Annotated in this window: 17 protein-coding genes; 1 reads left to right on the forward strand and 16 read right to left on the reverse strand. The window is 65.8% G+C overall.

Translation table 11 applies throughout. The features are described from left to right. The 13 genes from ACQP2D_RS36030 to ACQP2D_RS36090 form a co-directional block, all read right to left on the reverse strand. Positions 1-477 (reverse strand): hydrogenase maturation protease, encoded by a 477-nt coding sequence (locus tag ACQP2D_RS36030; RefSeq protein WP_433680386.1) that lies wholly within the window; start codon positions 475-477, stop codon positions 1-3. Positions 478-539: 62 nt separating this feature from the next. Next, positions 540-692: a DUF6893 family small protein gene (locus tag ACQP2D_RS36035; protein ID WP_433680387.1), complete on the reverse strand. Its 153-nt coding sequence runs from the start codon at positions 690-692 to the stop codon at positions 540-542. 2 nt (positions 693-694) lie between these two features. Next, complete coding sequence (locus ACQP2D_RS36040) at positions 695-2,023, reverse strand: hypothetical protein (protein WP_433680388.1); 1,329 nt, start codon at positions 2,021-2,023, stop codon at positions 695-697. After that, complete coding sequence (locus tag ACQP2D_RS36045; RefSeq protein ID WP_433680389.1) at positions 2,020-2,670, reverse strand: DUF6084 family protein; 651 nt, start codon at positions 2,668-2,670, stop codon at positions 2,020-2,022. Before ACQP2D_RS36045 ends, ACQP2D_RS36040 begins: the two co-directional genes overlap by 4 nt. After that, positions 2,667-3,302 (reverse strand): DUF5947 family protein, encoded by a 636-nt coding sequence (locus ACQP2D_RS36050; protein WP_433680390.1) that lies wholly within the window; start codon positions 3,300-3,302, stop codon positions 2,667-2,669. Before ACQP2D_RS36050 ends, ACQP2D_RS36045 begins: the two co-directional genes overlap by 4 nt. After that, positions 3,299-4,216 (reverse strand): NifU family protein, encoded by a 918-nt coding sequence (locus tag ACQP2D_RS36055; RefSeq protein ID WP_433680391.1) that lies wholly within the window; start codon positions 4,214-4,216, stop codon positions 3,299-3,301. Before ACQP2D_RS36055 ends, ACQP2D_RS36050 begins: the two co-directional genes overlap by 4 nt. Positions 4,217-4,241: 25 nt before the next feature. After that, on the reverse strand, positions 4,242-6,038 hold the full coding sequence (locus ACQP2D_RS36060) for a nickel-dependent hydrogenase large subunit (protein ID WP_433680392.1): 1,797 nt from the start codon (positions 6,036-6,038) through the stop codon (positions 4,242-4,244). A gap of 12 nt (positions 6,039-6,050) precedes the next feature. Beyond that, positions 6,051-7,106 carry a hydrogenase expression protein HypE gene (locus ACQP2D_RS36065; RefSeq protein ID WP_433680393.1) on the reverse strand — a complete coding sequence of 352 codons (1,056 nt, stop codon included), beginning with the start codon at positions 7,104-7,106 and terminating at the stop codon, positions 6,051-6,053. Between the two features lie 91 nt (positions 7,107-7,197). Next, a complete protein-coding gene (gene hypB, locus ACQP2D_RS36070) occupies positions 7,198-8,037 on the reverse strand; it encodes a hydrogenase nickel incorporation protein HypB (RefSeq protein ID WP_433680394.1) in 840 nt (279 codons plus the stop codon). Further along, positions 7,995-8,369 carry a hydrogenase maturation nickel metallochaperone HypA gene (locus ACQP2D_RS36075; RefSeq protein WP_433680395.1) on the reverse strand — a complete coding sequence of 125 codons (375 nt, stop codon included), beginning with the start codon at positions 8,367-8,369 and terminating at the stop codon, positions 7,995-7,997. Before ACQP2D_RS36075 ends, hypB begins: the two co-directional genes overlap by 43 nt. 147 nt (positions 8,370-8,516) lie before the next feature. Beyond that, positions 8,517-10,205 carry an enoyl-CoA hydratase-related protein gene (locus ACQP2D_RS36080; protein WP_433680396.1) on the reverse strand — a complete coding sequence of 563 codons (1,689 nt, stop codon included), beginning with the start codon at positions 10,203-10,205 and terminating at the stop codon, positions 8,517-8,519. A gap of 272 nt (positions 10,206-10,477) precedes the next feature. Further along, a complete protein-coding gene (helR, locus tag ACQP2D_RS36085) occupies positions 10,478-12,679 on the reverse strand; it encodes an RNA polymerase recycling motor ATPase HelR (RefSeq protein ID WP_433680397.1) in 2,202 nt (733 codons plus the stop codon). A 37-nt stretch (positions 12,680-12,716) separates the two neighbouring features. Then, positions 12,717-13,952, reverse strand: a complete 1,236-nt coding sequence (locus ACQP2D_RS36090) for a glycosyltransferase (RefSeq protein WP_433680398.1) — start codon at positions 13,950-13,952, stop codon at positions 12,717-12,719. A gap of 293 nt (positions 13,953-14,245) precedes the next feature. Between ACQP2D_RS36090 and ACQP2D_RS36095 the strand changes: the two genes are divergently transcribed. After that, complete coding sequence (locus ACQP2D_RS36095) at positions 14,246-14,542, forward strand: DUF6968 family protein (protein WP_433680399.1); 297 nt, start codon at positions 14,246-14,248, stop codon at positions 14,540-14,542. A gap of 45 nt (positions 14,543-14,587) precedes the next feature. Here ACQP2D_RS36095 and ACQP2D_RS36100 read toward each other — a convergent pair whose 3' ends face one another. The 3 genes from ACQP2D_RS36100 to ACQP2D_RS36110 all read right to left on the reverse strand — a co-directional run bounded on the left by ACQP2D_RS36100 (position 14,588) and on the right by ACQP2D_RS36110 (position 16,740). Next, positions 14,588-14,794 (reverse strand): hypothetical protein, encoded by a 207-nt coding sequence (locus ACQP2D_RS36100; RefSeq protein WP_433680400.1) that lies wholly within the window; start codon positions 14,792-14,794, stop codon positions 14,588-14,590. A gap of 169 nt (positions 14,795-14,963) precedes the next feature. Further along, entirely contained in the window at positions 14,964-15,644 is a 681-nt protein-coding gene (locus tag ACQP2D_RS36105; RefSeq protein WP_433680401.1) for a hypothetical protein, read from the reverse strand. A gap of 421 nt (positions 15,645-16,065) precedes the next feature. Continuing rightward, the gene (locus ACQP2D_RS36110) at positions 16,066-16,740 is read right to left on the reverse strand and encodes a hypothetical protein (RefSeq protein ID WP_433680402.1); all 675 of its coding nucleotides are present in this window, start codon (positions 16,738-16,740) and stop codon (positions 16,066-16,068) included. Between the last annotated feature and the right edge of the window lie 1,033 nt (positions 16,741-17,773).

A 17,773-nucleotide genomic window follows, 5' to 3' on the forward strand; every position in this document is an offset into this window, starting at 1 on the left:
TCACACCTCCTGTCGATCGAGCAGATCCGCCAGCACGGAGTCGATCGCGGTGATCGCGTGGGGTACGGCCGCCGCGACCGCGGCGGTCAATCCGATCCCCTCGGCGACGGATTCGACCTGACAGCCCACCACGACGGTGGGCGGCATGGTGCCGCCCAGCGCCAGGACCGTCTCGAAGACGGCTTCGGGATTCATCGCGTGCCCGTCGAAGCGCGTGCTCGCGCCCTCGTCCGGCTCGATGCGGAACACCTCGATCCGGCCGGGCGCACCCCGATCCGGAATCGCGTCCACGAGCACCAACGCGTCCCATCCGTTGAGCAGGTCATAGGCCAGATGCACACCGCGGATGCCGTAGTCGATGACATGAACGCCGTTCCCACCGCCGGACGACAGCTGTCGAACCACGGCGGGCCCGAACCCGTCGTCGCCGAGAAAGATATTGCCTACACCCGCGACCAGTACTCGTGTCGTGCCCATCACCCCTGTCCGTCGGCCGGCGACAGCGCGTCACCGGCATTTCCCATCGGTCGACACCCTCCTCACATATGGCGAATCCGGAGATACCGCCGCAGGTCCGGTATGGACCGCAGCCCGACGACCGCGCATCCAGCCACGACCACAGCGACTACGACGGTCGCGATCACCCCTACCGTTTCCATATCGACCCTTCCTTTCATCTCTATGAGCCTCATCTCTATGAGCCCTCGAGCGGCTCGATCTCGTCGGGAGCGAAGTACAGGTAGCGGCCGTACCACTCGTGCAGCTCGGCCGCGGGATCGTCTTCGACGACAACCCCGATGTGCACGCCGCCGTCCACGTCCTCGTGTACCAACGTCACTCGCGCGACCATGCTGTCGTAGAACACGTCGTGAGCGTCGGCGCGGCGCGACGGACGCAGCACCACCCGGCTGCCCTTGCTCACCAGCACTCCTGCCACGACGACGGCATCGGATTCGGGGCTTACGGCGTTGTCCGCCAAGGGATCCCACCAGTCGACACCGTCGGGGATCGCGGGCAGCACTCGTGGCTGTCGCAAGTCGCGAACCACGCCGTGCAGCTCTTGCAGTTGGTCCGGTGTCATGCTGTCGCAGCGGTCGATGATCTCCGCGGCCCGCGGATCGGTGGCGCGGGCCTGTTCCTTCTCTTCATCGGTCAGGGTCATCACCCGCAGGGCCAGGATCTCGTCGATCTCGGTGGAGTCGAACAGCGGACCCGGACTCTGTTCGGCGACCTGCGGGTGGTCGTAGAGGATGATCGGTGAGATCAGCAGCAGGCTCCGATCTCCGGGCGGCCCGGCAAGCACCGGGAAGCACCGGTAGTGCGAGCAGCGCTGCACCGCGTCCGCCGCCTCCGCAGGCGGGTCCAGCAGCGATACGAAATCGCCGCCTTCGATGTCGGCGAGGACATGCGCGCCGATGAACGAACGGGCGATGGCGTCGTCCTTATCGGAGGCGGGCGAACCCAGATTGCGAACCGCGATCGTCAGCCCGTGGTACCCGCCCGCACGGTGCACCGTCACCGTCAGTTCCCCGACGAGCGGACACCGGGTGCGAACCAATCGGCCGACCATATTTCCGGCTCCGTCGTCGATCTCCTCGAACTCGGTGCCACCCTCGACCGCGAGCCGGAAAGTGCGGTCGGCCAAGGGAAACGGCCCGAAATCGAGCTCCTGTTCAACGGCCTCGTCCCAGCTGAGCCACGACCGCGAGCCGACCCGCAGTTCGGGCACCGACACGCCGAGTTCATCCTCGACGGTGCGCCGCTGCAACTGCAGGAACCGGACGGTGAGGTCGATCGTGGCACCCTCGGCGGCGTCGACCGGACACTGTGCCGACAGCCGCGCTTCCTCACCCAACCCCGATTCCGCCGCATCCACCGGTCCGAGCACGCCGAATTGCCAGCGGGACTGGTTCTTTCGGGCGTTCGCCCGATAGGGGTAGAGCAGATACCCCTCGTAGAGCACCGAGTCGGCCACCGCGCGCGCTCGGGCACGGGCGGACCCGCCCGGCTCATCCGGCTTCATCGCACCTCCCGGGCGTCGGCGGCCAGCAGTTCACGGACCGCGTCGTCGTAGCCGAGCAGGCCACGGCCGGATTTATAGGCCGACAGGTCGTCGAGGGTCTCCCGTGACAGCCGCAGCCACCCCGAATTCGGGAAGTACGCGCCCATCAGGTCTTGCCACACCGATACCGGCATATCGAATCTGTCGTCGCGATCCCATGGCACCTGCTGGATCGCGAAACCATTGGGGCCCTTGATGAATACCGTGCCGCTGAACAGAAAGATCAGCGGCACCGTGCCCGCCCGCAGGGCATGCAGATACTTCGATCCGGCGACCTCGAAGTCGTAGGTAACCGGCAGCGGCAGATCCACCTCGGCGCCGCCGCTGAATCCGCGAACCATGGTGGCGCAGTGCATCCACAGAAACGAGCGCTGGGTGTCGTGCCACCGTTCGCGGGGACCGAACAGATCCACCAGACCCGCGGATTCCTCGTCGGTGTAGGAGCGGCGATTCGGTTCGATACGCACCTGCGCCCGTAGCGCGATGGCGTGGACCGGCTCGTCGGCCAGCGCCGCGATACCGACCCTGGCGGACAGCGCTGGCGCCGCCGCGTACAACTCCGGCCGGATATCCAGTACGGCGAAGGTGATCGAGTACGCCGGGCTCATCGCGGTCCCCCGGCAACTCGCGCGCGTCCCGCCATTTCCGAGAAGAACTCGTCGATGTACCGGTGCACATCCCGTCCGCCGTCGAACCCGCGCCACAGCATTCGCACCCGTCCGACGAATTCGTAGCAGGCGTCGATGGGCAGCAACAGGCAGCCCGACATGGCGCCGCGATCCGGCATCCGAATCAGCAGCGCCTCGGTATCGTCGGCCAGAATATCGATCTCCGGATGCCGTTCCAGGATGGCGCTCCACAGGTCGAGCGGCAGTTCGGATTCGGTGGCACCGGCCGGTCCCGGATAGAACGCGACGGTGCGGCCGAGGGTGGAGTTGCGGAAGAAGAATGCCAAGCCGACCGGAATCTCCAGCGCATCCCATTCCCCTTGACCGACCGTGACATTCGGGAATGCCAGATACCGGTCGGGCACCGCCCGGTAGCGCAGCGACGCCGAACTGTCGGTGAACAGCAGATAGCAGCCGCGGCATACGCACATCAGCTGTCTGCCTTCGACATTCACCACGTGCTGGTGAGTTTCTTCGATCGGGTCCGCGCACATTTCGCACCGCTCCCCGACCGGCGTGGTCGCCGGTCGCGCCGCCGCGAGACGCCGCAGCACGGGGAACGATGGATTCACCCGACCACCTCCGCCGGCAGCGCAACCGCCGGCTCACCGTCGCGGACCAGTACCGGAAGCGGCTCGAGATGACCGTCGCCGTCGATTCGGGCACCGGCGTGCACGACATCGTAGTGTGCCCGGCACATCGGGCAGCGCAGCACGGCTTCATCCGATCCGAACCCCATCCGGCGGTGCAGTACCGCCCCGGCCAGCGAATTCCCGCAGGCCGCACAGCAATCGCGATAGACGAACAGCCCGTCACCGACCCGGCAGGCGAGCACCGCCAGTCCGGCGAGGGTGAACCCGCCGACCTCACCGGGACCCAACGCGGCGAGTTCGGGCACGCCGATCCAGCTACCGCCCTGCTCCCCGCGCGGATGTATATGCGTCATCAGCGATTCGGCCGGGAACACGCCGGGGGTCGAATCCGACTGAGCCGCGACCACTTCGATGGAGTCGATCTCCGGCGCCGCCGCTCGCACCGCATCCTCGACCGCCAACTCGAGCGTCACCGACGAGGATGGGCAGGTGCGGCAGCTCCCGGTGAGCTCCAGTTGGACCACGCCGTCCGCGACGCCGAGCAGGGTGACATCGCCACCATGCGATCCCAGGTAGGGCCGCACACTGTCCAGTGCGGCCTGCACCCGAGTGACGACATCGTGCGGATGAAGTCCGTGCACGAGCAGCAGACTCGCGATCAGCTCGTCGCCGACCAGTCGTTCGATCGCATCGTCGTCGAGCAGCCGCAGGACGCGTTGCAGCCCGGCACCGTACAGGTCGACAACCTCTCGGACCAGTTGCTCGGCGCGTTCCCGGGCCGCGGCGCCACCGGCCGAGGTGGCGTCGAGCAACGTGTCGATCCGATCGCCGGCGGCGCGCCAGCGATCCTCGGCGACGGCCGGGTCGTCCCGGACTTCGGAGCGGTCGTTCACAGTGCGTGCCTCCGATTCGATTCGGTTACTCCGGCGTGAATACCTGGGTCGGGGAATGCAGCTTTTCCAGTGTCTTTCCATTGCCCAGATACATGTGCACGCCGCATGGCAGACACGGATCGAAACTGCGTACGGTGCGCATGATGTCGATGCCCTTGAAGTTCTCCCGATCGTTCTCTTCGAAGATCGGCTGACCCTGCACCGCATCCTCGTACGGGCCCGGCGTGCCGAAACTATCGCGTGGGCTGGCATTCCACGGTGTCGGCGGATAGGGGTGGTAATTGGCGATCTTGCCGTCCTTGATCACCATGTGGTGGGAGAGCACACCGCGCACGGCCTCGGTGAACCCGCAGCCGATCCCCTCGTCCGGAACCTCGAACGTTTCCCAGGTCTTGGTGCGACCCGCCCTGATCTCCGTGAGGGCCTGCTCCGCGAAATGCACCGCGCACGCCGCGGCATAGGCCTGGAAGTAGGTGCGCGCCCGGTTGCGTTCGATCGTATTGCTGCCGAATTCCGGAATCTTCCACTCCAATTCGACCGGACCCTTGAGTGCCGTTTTCGGCAGGTTGATCTGCACACTGTGGCCGGTGGATTTCACGTAGCCGATATCGACCAACCCGGCCAGCGCGGTGGTCCACAGCCTGGCCAGCGGTCCGCCACCGGTATCGAGTGCCAGATGGTCCTTGCCGTCGAACCAGCGCGGCGACATCACCCAGCTGTACTTGTCCTCCAGATCGCGCTTCTGCGGCCTCGGGTTGGTGTGCTGATTCCACGGATGCCGCCGGTCCACCGGATTACCCAGTGGGTCGTTCTTGACGAACATGTCCTGATCGGTCCAGTCCTCGTAATACGAACTGCCCAACAGGATTCGCAGACCCAGATTGATATCGATCAGGGAGGTGGTGAGCAGCTTTCCGTCGACCACGACACCCGGGCTCACGAACATTTTCCGGCCCCACTGCTCCATATCCTTATAGGAGAAGTTGCAGAACTCCGGATCCTGGAACGAGCCCCAGCAACCGAGCAGGGTGCGGCGCAGCCCCACCTGGTCGTACCCGGGTAGCGCCTCGTAGAAGAAGTCGAACAGATCGTCGTGCATCGGCACGACCTTCTTCATGAACTCGACATAGCGCATCAGCCGGGACATGTAGTCGGTCATCAACTGGATCGTCGCCGTCGTCCCGACACCGCCGGGGTACAGCGTGGACGGATGCACATGTCTGCCCTCCATCAGGCAGAACATCTCCCGGGTATAGCGGCTGACCTGCAGGGCCTCCCGATAGAACTCACCGGTGAACGGATTGAGCGCCCGCATGATGTCGGCGATGGTGCGATATCCGTGGTCCTGCGCGTGCGGCGCCTCCGTCCGCTCCGCCTTCGTCAACACCCCGGGATTGGTCTCGGAAACCATCTTCTCGCAGAAGTCCACACCGACCAGGTTCTCCTGGAAGATATTGTGGTCGAACATATATTCGGCGGCCTCACCGAGGTTGACGATCCACTCGCCGAGGTTCGGCGGCTTGACGCCGTAGGCCATGTTCTGCGTATAGCACGAACACGTGGCGTGATTGTCACCGCAGATTCCGCAGATTCGGCTGGTGATGAAGTGGGCGTCGCGAGGGTCCTTGCCGCGCATGAAGATCGAATAGCCGCGGAAGATCGAGGACGTGCTGTGGCACTCGACCACCTCGCGATTCTCGAAGTCGATCTTGGTGTAGATACCCAGACTGCCCACGATTCGGGTGATCGGATCCCACGCCATCTCGACGAGGGCGTTCGGATCGGTCTTGCGATGTGAGGGCTGCGGGATGATCTCGGTCATCGTAAGGTCCTCCTACCAGGTCCGAGTCGCGCCGGATACCAGCTTGTCGCCCTTGTGCCGCCAGCCCGGCTCCTTGTCGACCGTGCGAGCGGTCATGTGGCGCAGGCTGCGTATGACGGAGCCGTACAGCCCCGATGCGGCGGACGACAATTTGCCACCGGGCGGTTCGTCCATGAACGGCATGAATTTGTCCGGGAATCCGGGCATTGTGCAGCCGATGCAGATACCGCCCACATTCGGGCAGCCGCCCACACCGTTCAGCCAACCGCGCTTGGGCACATTGCATTTCACGACCGGGCCCCAGCAACCCAATTTCACGATGCACTTCGGCGATCCGTATTCGGTGGCGAAATCGCCCTGCTCGTAATAGCCCGCGCGATCGCAACCCTCGTGGACGGTCGCGCCGAACAACCACTTGGGCCGCAGTGCCTCGTCCAGCGGGATCATCGGCGCCTGACCGGTCGCCATATAGAGCAGATAGGTCAACGTCTCCGACAAGTTGTCCGGCTGAATCGGGCAGCCCGGCACGCAGACGATCGGGATCCCGGCCTTGCTCTTCCACTCCCAGCCGAGATAGTCCGGCACACCCATCGCGCCGGTCGGGTTGCCCGCCATCGCGTGGATGCCCCCGTAGGTGGCGCAGGTCCCCGCGGCTACGACAGCGGTGGCCTTCGGGGCCAGGCGGTCGATCCATTCGCTGGTCGTCATCGGCTGGTTCGTATCGGGGTTATTACCGAACCCGCACCAGTACCCCTCGGTGTGGAGTCGCTCATTCGGGATCGACCCCTCGACGACCAGGACGAACGGTTCGATTTCGCCGCGATCGGCCTTGAAGAACCATTCGAGGAAGTCATCGGCGCCCCCGTTCGGGCCGCATTCGTAATCGATCAGTGGCCAATGGACCGCAACTTTCGGCAGTCCCGGAAGCGCTCCGAGTGCGATCTCCTCGACGCTGGGTTGGGTGGCGGCAGTCAGCGCCACCGAATCACCGTCACAACTTAGGCCGGCGTTGATCCAGAGAACATGGATCAACGTATCTTCGGCTTTGACTGCTTCCTGAGTCGGCATTGTCAGCCACCCTTCTGAAGCGAATAACACGTGGTCGCGTCCTTTGGCTCTACAAAGAACCGACCTCCAATGTGATTCTGATCACGTCAGTCTAGGCTTGACGCACAGTGCCCTCAATAGGGCTTGACACGGTCCGGCGGCGTTCGGAAAGCCATTCGTACCATCGCGAAACGCCTTCGCCCGTGGCTGCCGAGAGCGTTATGAACTCGAGCCCTGGATTGACTCGATGCGCATATGCACGACACTGGTCGAGATCGAAATCGACGAACGGCAGCAGGTCGATCTTGTTGACGATCACCAGGTTCGCGGCGGCGAACATGTGCGGATACTTCAGCGGCTTGTCGGAACCCTCGGTCACCGAGATCACCACCACCTTGCCGTGCTCACCGAGGTCGAACAATGCCGGACAGACCAGGTTTCCGACATTCTCGACGAACAACACGCTCCCCGGATCCGGGTCGAGGACATCGAGCGCGTGCCGCACCATCTCCGCGTCCAGATGACAACCGGCGCCGGTGTTGATCTGCACGGCGCGGCATCCTGCCGCGGCGATCCGTTCGGCATCCAGCAATGTCTCCTGATCGCCCTCGATCACCGCCATCGGCATCTCGCGCAGTTCGGTGACCGTGCGCACCAGCAGCGTGGTCTTTCCAGCCCCTGGCGAGCTGGTCATGTTGAGCGCCAAGATGTCGCGCTCCTGGATGCGTATTCGATTCTGCTGTGCGAGTTGGTCGTTCTTGGCAAGCACCTTCTGTTCGAGGGTCACCGTGTCGGTGACCGGGAGATGTACATGATCACCGCCGTGTCGAACGTCGTGTTCGTGCTCATGTTCGTGCACGTGTTCGTCACTGTGGGAGTGCTGATGCGGATGCTCGTGCGGGATGGTGATCACGCCGGCCGTGTGTTCGCCGCATCCACAGGTTGCGCACATGCGTCACTCACCTCCATGGATCGTATTCGTAACTCCATTCCGGACTTGATCTCGACATCGGCACTGCCGCATTCGCATAACAAGATGAGATCGGGCAGCGTGAAATCGGCACCGCAGGCCCGGCAACGCGCACTGCCCGGGACGGTGCGGATATCGAGGCGCGCCCCCTCGGCGGGGGTGCCCTCGGCTGCCAGCTCGAAACAAAACTGCATCGCGTCGGGCACGACGGCGCACAATGCACCGACCTCGACGGTGACACTGTGCACCATTCGGCCCGCCGCATGCTCGCTCACCACATCGATGACACTTTGGGTTATCGCCATTTCATGCATCGCGGCTCATCTCTCGTCGAGAAGAACTCTTCCGAGGCTACTCCGAAGCAAATCGATATTGCGGGGAAAATCGACGAAACCGCCGACAACCGGGCCGACATTGCCGGTTCCATGGCAACCCGACAGCATCCCTGGTGGTCCCGGGCATCAGACCCCGCGGGGCACCCGGACCGGGGCGGGTTGCGGGATCTTGCGGAGGAAGGCATGGCGGCGCGCGGCGAATCCGTATCGGTCGCCGAAAAGATCGGCCGACATCTGCGCTAGTTCCTCGGTCAGGATCGCCTCGATTCGGCCGGGAGGCAGATCGACATTCAGCCTGGCCCATTTGGCCCGCAGGGCGGCAGCCCGCACGGTCGGACGGCAATACTCCCGGGCGAGGTCGTCGAGCCAGCAATCGAATTCGTGGTCCGGACCGACACGATCGATGAGATTCGAACGGTGCGCCTCGACGGTATCGAGGCTCGGACAATCGGTGAGCAGCTCACGGGCCCGATCGGGCCCCACCCGATGGGACAGGGTAAAAGTATGCAGCTCGGAACCCGTCAGCCCGAGCGTCGCGTAGTGCGGATTCAGCAAGACGCGCTGCCGGGCCACGACGACGTCGGCGGCTAAGGCGAGCATCACCCCACCGGCACCCGCCGAGCCGGTGAGTGCGGCAATGGTGACCTGCGAGGTGCACTCCAGCAACGCACGGCACACGGCATTGATCGCGGTGATATTCGCCCAGCCTTCGTGGGCCGGGTCGACCGCATGTTCGATGGCTCCGAGGTGGATCCCGTTGCACCAGTGCGGGTTGTCGGTTCCACGCACTATGAGCACGTCGGTGCCCTCCCTGCCCGCGTGCTGGATCGCGTCGGCGAGACGCAGGCAGAAACCGGTGTCGAATGCGCCGTTGTAGGCGTCGATGGTGATGGTCGCAATCGGGCTGCAACCTTCGCGGCGGTAGCGGATGTCACCGACCGTGGCCGCGGTGTTCCGCGGAACCGTCAGGATCGGGTAGCCGATCCGGTGCAGCACAGTGGTCGCGGGGCCTTTGCAGCCCTCCGACGCGGTTTTCGCGCGCAGGTGGCCGATCCAGAGTGTGTCCGTGCCGCAAGCTATTTCGATGCGGTGGTGCGCACGACCGACGATGGTTCCGGGTTCGCCGATGTGGCCGACACGTTTCCCGGGATGGGCGTCGTACACGTAAACGGGATGAGTGTGCAGCGTCGTGCGAACACCTGGGAAGCCGTCCGCGGCGTTGATCCGGCGCGCGATCGTATGGGGGTCGTCGGCCCAGTCGATGACCCGGTCGGATTGCCGCATCGCCGGTCTGGGACATGCGTCGCGAATTTCGCGCGGCGCGTCCGCTTGATCAACCGGCGTGTATCGGGGATCGGATGCCTTATCGGCGGCTTCGAGAATGCATTCCACCGCAGCGTCGGCGACGACAGTGTTATATATGGCGCTCTTGGTACAGCCGCCGGGCAGCGGGAACGTGCGAAATGCCCAGACCGGGCCCGCGTCCATCTCGGGAACGGCGGTGAGCGCCGTAACACCCCACCTCGGTTCGGCATTCGTTATCGCCCAATCCAGCGAGTGCGGACCACGGTCGCCGACCGGACCGGGATGGATGGTCAGAGTTGTCCAGCGGCTGGTGATGTGCTCGGGGACGGCCGCTTTGAGATAGGGGCAGATGATGAGATCGAAATCCGCGGTTGCGACCGCGGCATCCATCTCACCGGCACCGGCGACAACTTCGGTTCGCACCACCCGTCCCGCCCTGCGCAGCGCGGCGGCCGCGCGGCGGGTAAGCCCGTTCTCGGCGCTGCTGAGCAGCAAAATCCGCTGAGACATTGCGTGAGCCCTCCTGCACAGCCTCCGGTACACGACGATCCATAGTGGTGACGAGACGGCTTGCAAAACCCATGCGGATCGGGACTGTACTCGCTATCGATAACTCCCTCGCACCGACACGCACACACCCGTCCGCCCGACAGCCGCCGCAACGAAATGAAGACAGCTCCTGCATTCGTGGACACGGACACCGGAACGCGCAGCGAGAAAGGACCGCCGAGCTGGCGGTCCTCTTCTCTCGGTCTGATCAGCGGGGAAGCTGCTCCGAATCGCTACGCCGACCGTTGGGTCACCGATCGAGCGGGTGCTCCGTATTCGGCGAGTCCCGTCAAAGCCTGCGGTAGTGGACCCTGGTGCAGGACGCCGAGGCGTTGGGTGGCGCGGGTGAGGGCGACATAGAGTTCGGCGGCGCCGCGTGGGCCGTCGGCGAGGATTCGTTCCGGTTCGACGACGAGGACGGCGTCGAACTCGAGGCCCTTGGTCTCCGACGCCGTCACCGTGCCCGGCACACCCGGTGGACCGATCACGACACTGGTGCCTTCGCGACCGGCTTCGTCTCGTACGAATTCCGCTATGGCAGTAGATAGTTCGGCATCGGTGACGCGCCGCGACCACGGCTGGACGCCGCAGGCGCGGACCGATTCCGGTGGCTGGACCCCGGGTGCGAACTCGGCGAGCAGCGCGGCGGCGACGGTCATGATCTCCGCCGGGGTGCGGTAGTTCACCGACAGCGACCGGTAGACCCAGCGGCCGGGTACGTACGGCTCGAGCATGGTGTCCCACGAGGTCGCGCCGGCCGCCGACCGGCGCTGGGCGAGATCGCCGACCACCGTGCAGGATCGGCTCGGGCAGCGCCGCATCAGCACCCGCCAATCCATTTCGGACAGTTCCTGGGCCTCGTCGACCACGACGTGCCGGTAGGTCCAATCCCGGTCCGCGGCGGCGCGTTCGACGAGTTCACGGGTGTCGCGTTCGAGGAAGCGATCGGCCAGATCCTCGGCGTAGAGCAGGTCCTGGGCGAACAGGTGGTCCTCGTCGTCCATGTGGTCCTCGCGGCTGATCATGAGGTCCAGCACCCCGGCCGCGTACTCGGCCTGGGCCTGCTGTTCCCGCTCGGCGGTCCGGTCGGCCGGTTTGTCGGGGCCGAGCAGATCGAACAGTTCGTCGAGCAGCGGCACGTCCGACACCGTCCATGCCTCGCCGTCGGCACGCAACAGCGCCCCGTCCGCGCCCGCCGCTCGCAGCCGCTCGGGCGACGAAAACAGCTGTGCCAATAGGGTTTCCGGCGTCAGTATCGGCCAGAGTTGGTCGAGCGCGGCGGTGAACTCGTCGTTGTCGGCGAGTTCCTCGACAAGGTCGGCTCGCAGTTGCTCCCATGCTTCGCGATCCGAGCGGGTCAACCAGCCCTTGCCAATGCGGGCTATCGCCCGTTCGGTGAGCACGTAGGTGATGATCTCGCGGAACACGGTGCGGGCCTCATTGTGCGGCAGGCCGCTCGCACGCGCCTCCTGTCTGGCCCACTGCGCGGTTTCGGCGTCGATCCGCATCGCGACATCCGCCATCTCGATCGGCAGCGGATGTTCCGGCAGGCGCTGCCGATCGGCGATCGCCGCCGCCAGCACGTCCAGGATCTTCAGCGAGCCTTTGAGCCGCGCGGCCTCCGGTGTGTCCTCGGCGGTGACGCGCAGGCCGGGCACAAGGTCGCCGGTGGTCATGAACACCACATTGGACTCGCCCAGCGACGGCAGCACGCGGCCGATGTGGGTCAGGAGCGCGGGGTTGGGTCCGACCACGAGCACACCGTGGCGTTCCATCCGCTCGCGCTGGGTGTAGAGCAGGTACGCGACGCGGTGCAGCGCCACCACGGTCTTCCCGGTGCCCGGGCCACCCTCGATCACCAGCACCCCGGGGTGATCGAGCCGGATGATCCGGTCCTGTTCGGCCTGGATCGTCGCCACAATGTCGCGCATCCCCGCACCGCGCGGCGCGTTGACCGCCGCGAGCAGGGCCGCGTCCCCGCGCTCGTCGGCACCGGGGCGGCCGAGCACCTCGTCGGTGAAATCGACCAGGCGCCGCCCGCGGGTGTGGAACTGGCGGCGCCGACGCATGTTCTCCGGGCTCGCGGCGGTGGCGACGTAGAACGCGCGCGACGCTGGCGCCCGCCAATCGAGCAGCAGCGGTTCGTACTCGTTCTCCTCGTCGTAGAGACCGATCCGGCCGATGTAGGAGGATTCGCCCGACACGCTGTCCAGCCGCCCGAAACACAGGCCGTTGTCCGCCACGTCCAGCCGCTTCACCTCCTTGGCCAGCGCGCGCACCTCGGCATCGCGTTCCACCAGTGCCCCGCCGTTGCCCCGCAATGCCGCGGCGTACCGGCCCTTCGCCCTCGCGCGCTCGGCGTCGAGCCGCGTGTAGAGCTCGGCCATATAGCTACGCTCGGACCGCAGTTCATCTTCATATCCCTGAGTTGACACGTGCCCTCCCTTTCCCTGGCCCGACAATTCGTGTGGTTCATGCGGACACCGGCGGTCTTTCACGGTCGATCGCGTCGATCAGCAGTTTCGCGGCCACCGTCGCGCCGTCGGTGCGGATCGTGCCGGCCACGGTGGCCGCTCGTGCGCGGGTCTCGGTGTCGAGCGCCGTCGCGAGCGCGGCCGACAAAGACTCGGTGGTCGGAGTTGGACCGTCATGTGCCACCCCGATGCCCAGGTCGGCCACCCGGGCAGCCCAGTACGGCTGGTCCACCAGCTGAGGCACCACCACCTGAGGCGCGCCCGCCCGGGTGGCCGTTGTCGTGGTGCCCGCGCCGCCGTGGTGCACGACAGCGGCCACCCGGCCGAACAGCGCCTGCTGGTTGACCTCGCCGACGACGAAGCAGTCGTCCTGGTCGTCGATCCGGGCCAGGTCGGCCCAGCCTTGGGAGATGAGTACGCGGCGACCCTGCGCGCGGACCGCCTCGATGGCCACCCGGGCGATGTCATTCGCGGCTTGCATGGGCATGCTGCCGAAGCCCACATAGACCGGCGGTGTGCCCGCGTCAAGGAACTCCACCAATTCGGCCGGGAGCGGGCGTTCGTCGGGCATGATCCACGCACCGGTCTGCACCACGTCGAGGTCGGCGGTCTGCTGCCACGGGCCGAGGGCCGGGTCGGTTGCCAGCCACGGGTCGTCGGTGAAGACATGGTCGCGGACATTGTCCACCGGTGGCAGGCCGATCGACGCCCGGTGGGCATTGACCACCGAGCCGAACAGCTCGTTCATGTGCTCGGCGTTCAGATCCCACAGCACCCGGTTGTCGGTGGCATCCGGCGGCAATGGCCGACCCGGCCATGGGTGCGGTGGGTGGTGCGGCGAGGGCAGCATGGTCGCGAAGAAGCTCACGTACCGGAAGTGGATGTCCAGCTTCTCGGACACGGCCCGCGCGGCGGCCACAGCCGGGAACAGGCCGGTCGCCACCACCGCATCACAGTCCGCTGCCGCGGCAACGAGCGCGTCGAACTGCGCGGCGACCAGCTCGGCCGCCCGCTGCGGCAGATCCGCGGGTTTCCATTTCTTCGGCCCGCTCGCTACCTCGCGCATCGACGGGCCGCTCGGCACCATCGGGACGCCGACTTCGGCCAGCCGCTCGGCGAAGTCCGGCGGCGCGCACACCCGCACCTGCGCACCGAGTGCCCGCAACCGCACCGCGAGTGCCGCCATCGGTTCGACGTCCCCGCGCGACCCATACGTCGACAACAACACGCGCATTCGGTACTCCCATATCCGCCGGTTCTGGACTCGGCCAGCGATTCTGCGGCATGACCCGGGTCTTGCCGCAAGCCCCCGGGTGCGCTATATGTTGGAAATGGAAAGGAGGCAGCACACTCCTTTCGCTTGATCGTCCGCAGCGCACGGGCAACCTCCTCGCAAAGCCGCATGGGCATTGGCCGCACACCGCCACCGACCGGGTGACGGCGAGCAGGCAACGTCGCGACACGCCGGGATTTCGAACACGCCGATGCGCTGATGGTGAAACCCAGCACACGCCATACGATTTCGCTATGACCACTGGGGTTGGGAAAGTGCTGGTTACCAGGAAGATTCAGCGCCGCGGCCGATCGGTGCTCGTTACCGTCGGTGTGCCACAGCCATTTTCATCGACCGATTCCAGCTACGTGTGCCGACTACGCATCGAGGGGTTGCAGCCCGGACCGATGATGATCAGAGCCACCGGCGACCAACCGGTGCAAGCGTTGCTGTCCGGATTGGGCGAAGTCAGCTCGAGGCTGTCGGTCACCCTCCCCGATTTCCTCTCCGATGCCCATATCGGCGGTGATCTCACGCCACTTCACGCCTAGTAGGAGTAGCCCTCGGGGCCCCGCCGCGGAGCCGGGGCCCCGACGCTACGGCGGCGGTAGTCCGATGAGGCCCGCCGACTCAACCGTCTCGACCGTGGGCAGGCCCACGGCCGACAGGAATTCGCGGGTCGACACCGACAGCCGTGGGCTGACCAGTTCTGATGGAACCGGTTGAAGTTGATCTCCCCAGACGCGACAGACCTCCTCCGCGGTGACATTGCCGACACGGCCCCGGTCGTTGTCGCCTGTCATCCTCGCCGATTCCTCCACATGAACTTCCAAGTCCCCCATCCCCGAGCACGACTCTACTTCGACCGACAACTACAAAACCCGAATCGCAGACCATGCCGAGAGCCGAACATGCCTCCAGCAGGAGTCATTGGGAGACATGACCCAGCGCGTTCGGGTGACGGGCGGGTCGCTATCGCGGATGGCGCACCTTCGGACATGATTTGCCGGCGAGGTGACATTTCTCCTCGAAGCCCTCGGGCAGCCAGGCACCGGACAGCAATGTCGGGTGGTGTGGGAAATGTCCATGTGCCGCAATGGTGAATATCAATGCGGCCCACGGGCATTGCACCTGCACCATGGCCTGGGTGCCGTCGTCGAGGACGTACTTGACGCCGACGCGGTCGGGTCCGAGCAGATCCAGCTGATCCAAGCCCGACCAGTACATCGACCAGGATTGTCGCGGGTTGATGAAATACATCCGCTGATCGGAAATGACCGCTGTGGCGGGCGGATCCGCGACCCACCGCGGTTGCATGGCCTGCTCGGCTCGGCGGCGCCGTGCGTGATTGAGCGCGGCATTGCCGAGATGTGCCGCGGCCACGAAGCCCAGTGACCCGGTGGCGGCGATCCGATTGTGGTCCCAGCTGCCGTCGCCGATGGCGCGCCATTCCCACCACACCGCGGGTCCCTCGGCGAGCGGCAGCTCACCTCGCTCCAACCTGACCCTGGTCGGCCGCGGCGGCAACTCCTTCAACCGTCCGGTTCTCAGCAGCTCCACCACCCCGCACGTGTACAGCAGGTGGTCGTCGAACCACGACCAGCCCACCTGCTGGGCGAGAAACCGATTGATGTCCTCATCGGGGTCGTACATGCGGTTGGCTCCCGGAGCTGTGCACCCTGTCACGGGGATTCGGGGTCTGCCAGAATCTCGGCGACCGCCTCGACCACCCGATCGCGTTCGGCCGACGGCTCACCGATTTCCACCCGAATCCGCTGCACCAGGATCTCACGGGACGGTGGGAGCTTGCGCCGGTCGTTGGAGATCTCCGGGTGACTCAGCGGTCGCGGCGATCATTCCAGGCCGCTTCGAACACGCGGAATGCGTTGTAGGACATGGTTCGACGGCAAGTGTTCTGTGAGTTCGACGGGCCTGGAGCGTACGTCCTGTCGCTCGAGAGCAGATCACTCGGCGGCGAGCGCCCCACTGTTCACCGTGGATGTCGCGTCGGCGGGCTCCAGCGGCAGTCCCGGTGCGCGCGGCAAGAGGCGCGGTGGGCAGGGCATCGACGCGGTTATGCCGAAAGATCGGTGGTCTCGGCTCCCGCCATCTTCACCAGTATGTCGTGCAATTCCTTCGCCAACTTCCCCGCACGATCGCCGTGCAACGCGACCTCGGTGAACGCATCGACCAATGCCGGTCCCGGATCCAGTGGGCTGTAGGTGAGATCATTACTGCCACGCAAGGATTCGGTCACCAATCTGCGCTGCGCTTCCTGGCGCGCACGGAAGTCGCCGGCGACTTCGAGGGCACAACCGAATTCGCGAACGACCGCCGCGTACACCGGCCGGTCGGCGGCACGCCGTTTGCGCAGCCACCTTCGCGGCGGCGCATTGCCGGTCGGCGGGACCAGCGTCGCCACCGTGGGTCCATGCAGAACCATCCAGATCGCCCGCGACTCCGATCGCGGCGTCTCCAACGAGCCCCCGCGCACCGCACCAACACCATCGTCCGGATCGGTGATCGCAATGCCCCGCAACGCAATCGGATACTTCCCGAGCATGTCATCGATCGCCGCGGCGATCTCCCGCACCACATAGATATCGACCCGCGCCGCATGAAATCCACTGATCTCCAACTCATGCCGAGCCGCCATCTCCACCGCAATCTGGTGCACCGGACGCTCGGTCACGGCATAATTCCGCGGACGCACCACCATGTCGGCCGCCGACTCCTGCTCCTGCACCACCGCCGATTCCCGACCATCGACCTGCGGACGCGGTACACCCGCAGCCGAGTCGAGAGACCGCGACCGACGCACCTCCGGCCGCACGCTGACAGGATCCTGACCTGCCGGCCCAGCAACGTCGCCCGCAGCCCCGATCACACTGGATTCCGCAGCGGGGGTGCGGGATTGCGATCGCAGGGCCTCGACCCGCGCACGACCAGAGCCCGGACCGACCCCCGCAAATCCCGGTACATCAGCCGGTGGACGAACCAACCCTGGTCTCGCGATATCGCCCAGCGCACGACTCACATCCGGTCCAGTGGTGTCGCCGCCCGTTCGGACCGCATTGGGCTCCGAGTCAAGTGACCGCGCCATTCGTCGTACGCTGTCGGGGCCCGGAACGACAGCCCCTGGTCCTTGTGCATCGGTCTGTGGGCGAAGCGATCCCGGCTCGGTGGCATCACCCCGTGGAGGAGCCATAGCTGGTCCCGTTGCATCGTCACCCGCGCTGATCACAGTGGATTCCGTGGCGGGAGCGCGGGACTCCTGCCGCAGCGTCTTCTGCCCTGCACCGTCGGGGTGCCGGTCGATCGCCGCTGGTTTCGGTACATCAACCAGCGGTCGCGCCGCCTCTGGTTCCGCGACATCGCCTACCGGACGAACCGCTGCCGGTCCGGCAACGTTGCCATCCAGGGTGGGTTCTGGTGTGGGGGTGAGGGATTGCGCGCCTCGCCGCGCGCTGTCAGAGTCCGGATGGACCGCGTTCGGTCTCGGTCCATCGGCCTGCGGACGAACCGACTCCGGGCCTGCGGCACCGCCCAGCGGATGAACCATTTCCGGTCCAGCGGCATCGTCACCCGCACCGATCACGGTGGGTTCCGCAGCGGGGGCTGGGGACTGGACCGCCTCTCGCCGTGCACTCTCGGGGTCACGGCAGACAGCGGTGGATCCGGGTACATCGAACTGCGGACGAGCCGAACCTGGCACTGCCACTTCGCCCGGCGGACGACCCGCCTCTGAGTCCGTGACATCACCTGGCGAACGAGCAACTGAT

Source organism: Nocardia sp. CA-119907, assembly GCF_050955995.1.
Lineage (GTDB): Bacteria > Actinomycetota > Actinomycetes > Mycobacteriales > Mycobacteriaceae > Nocardia.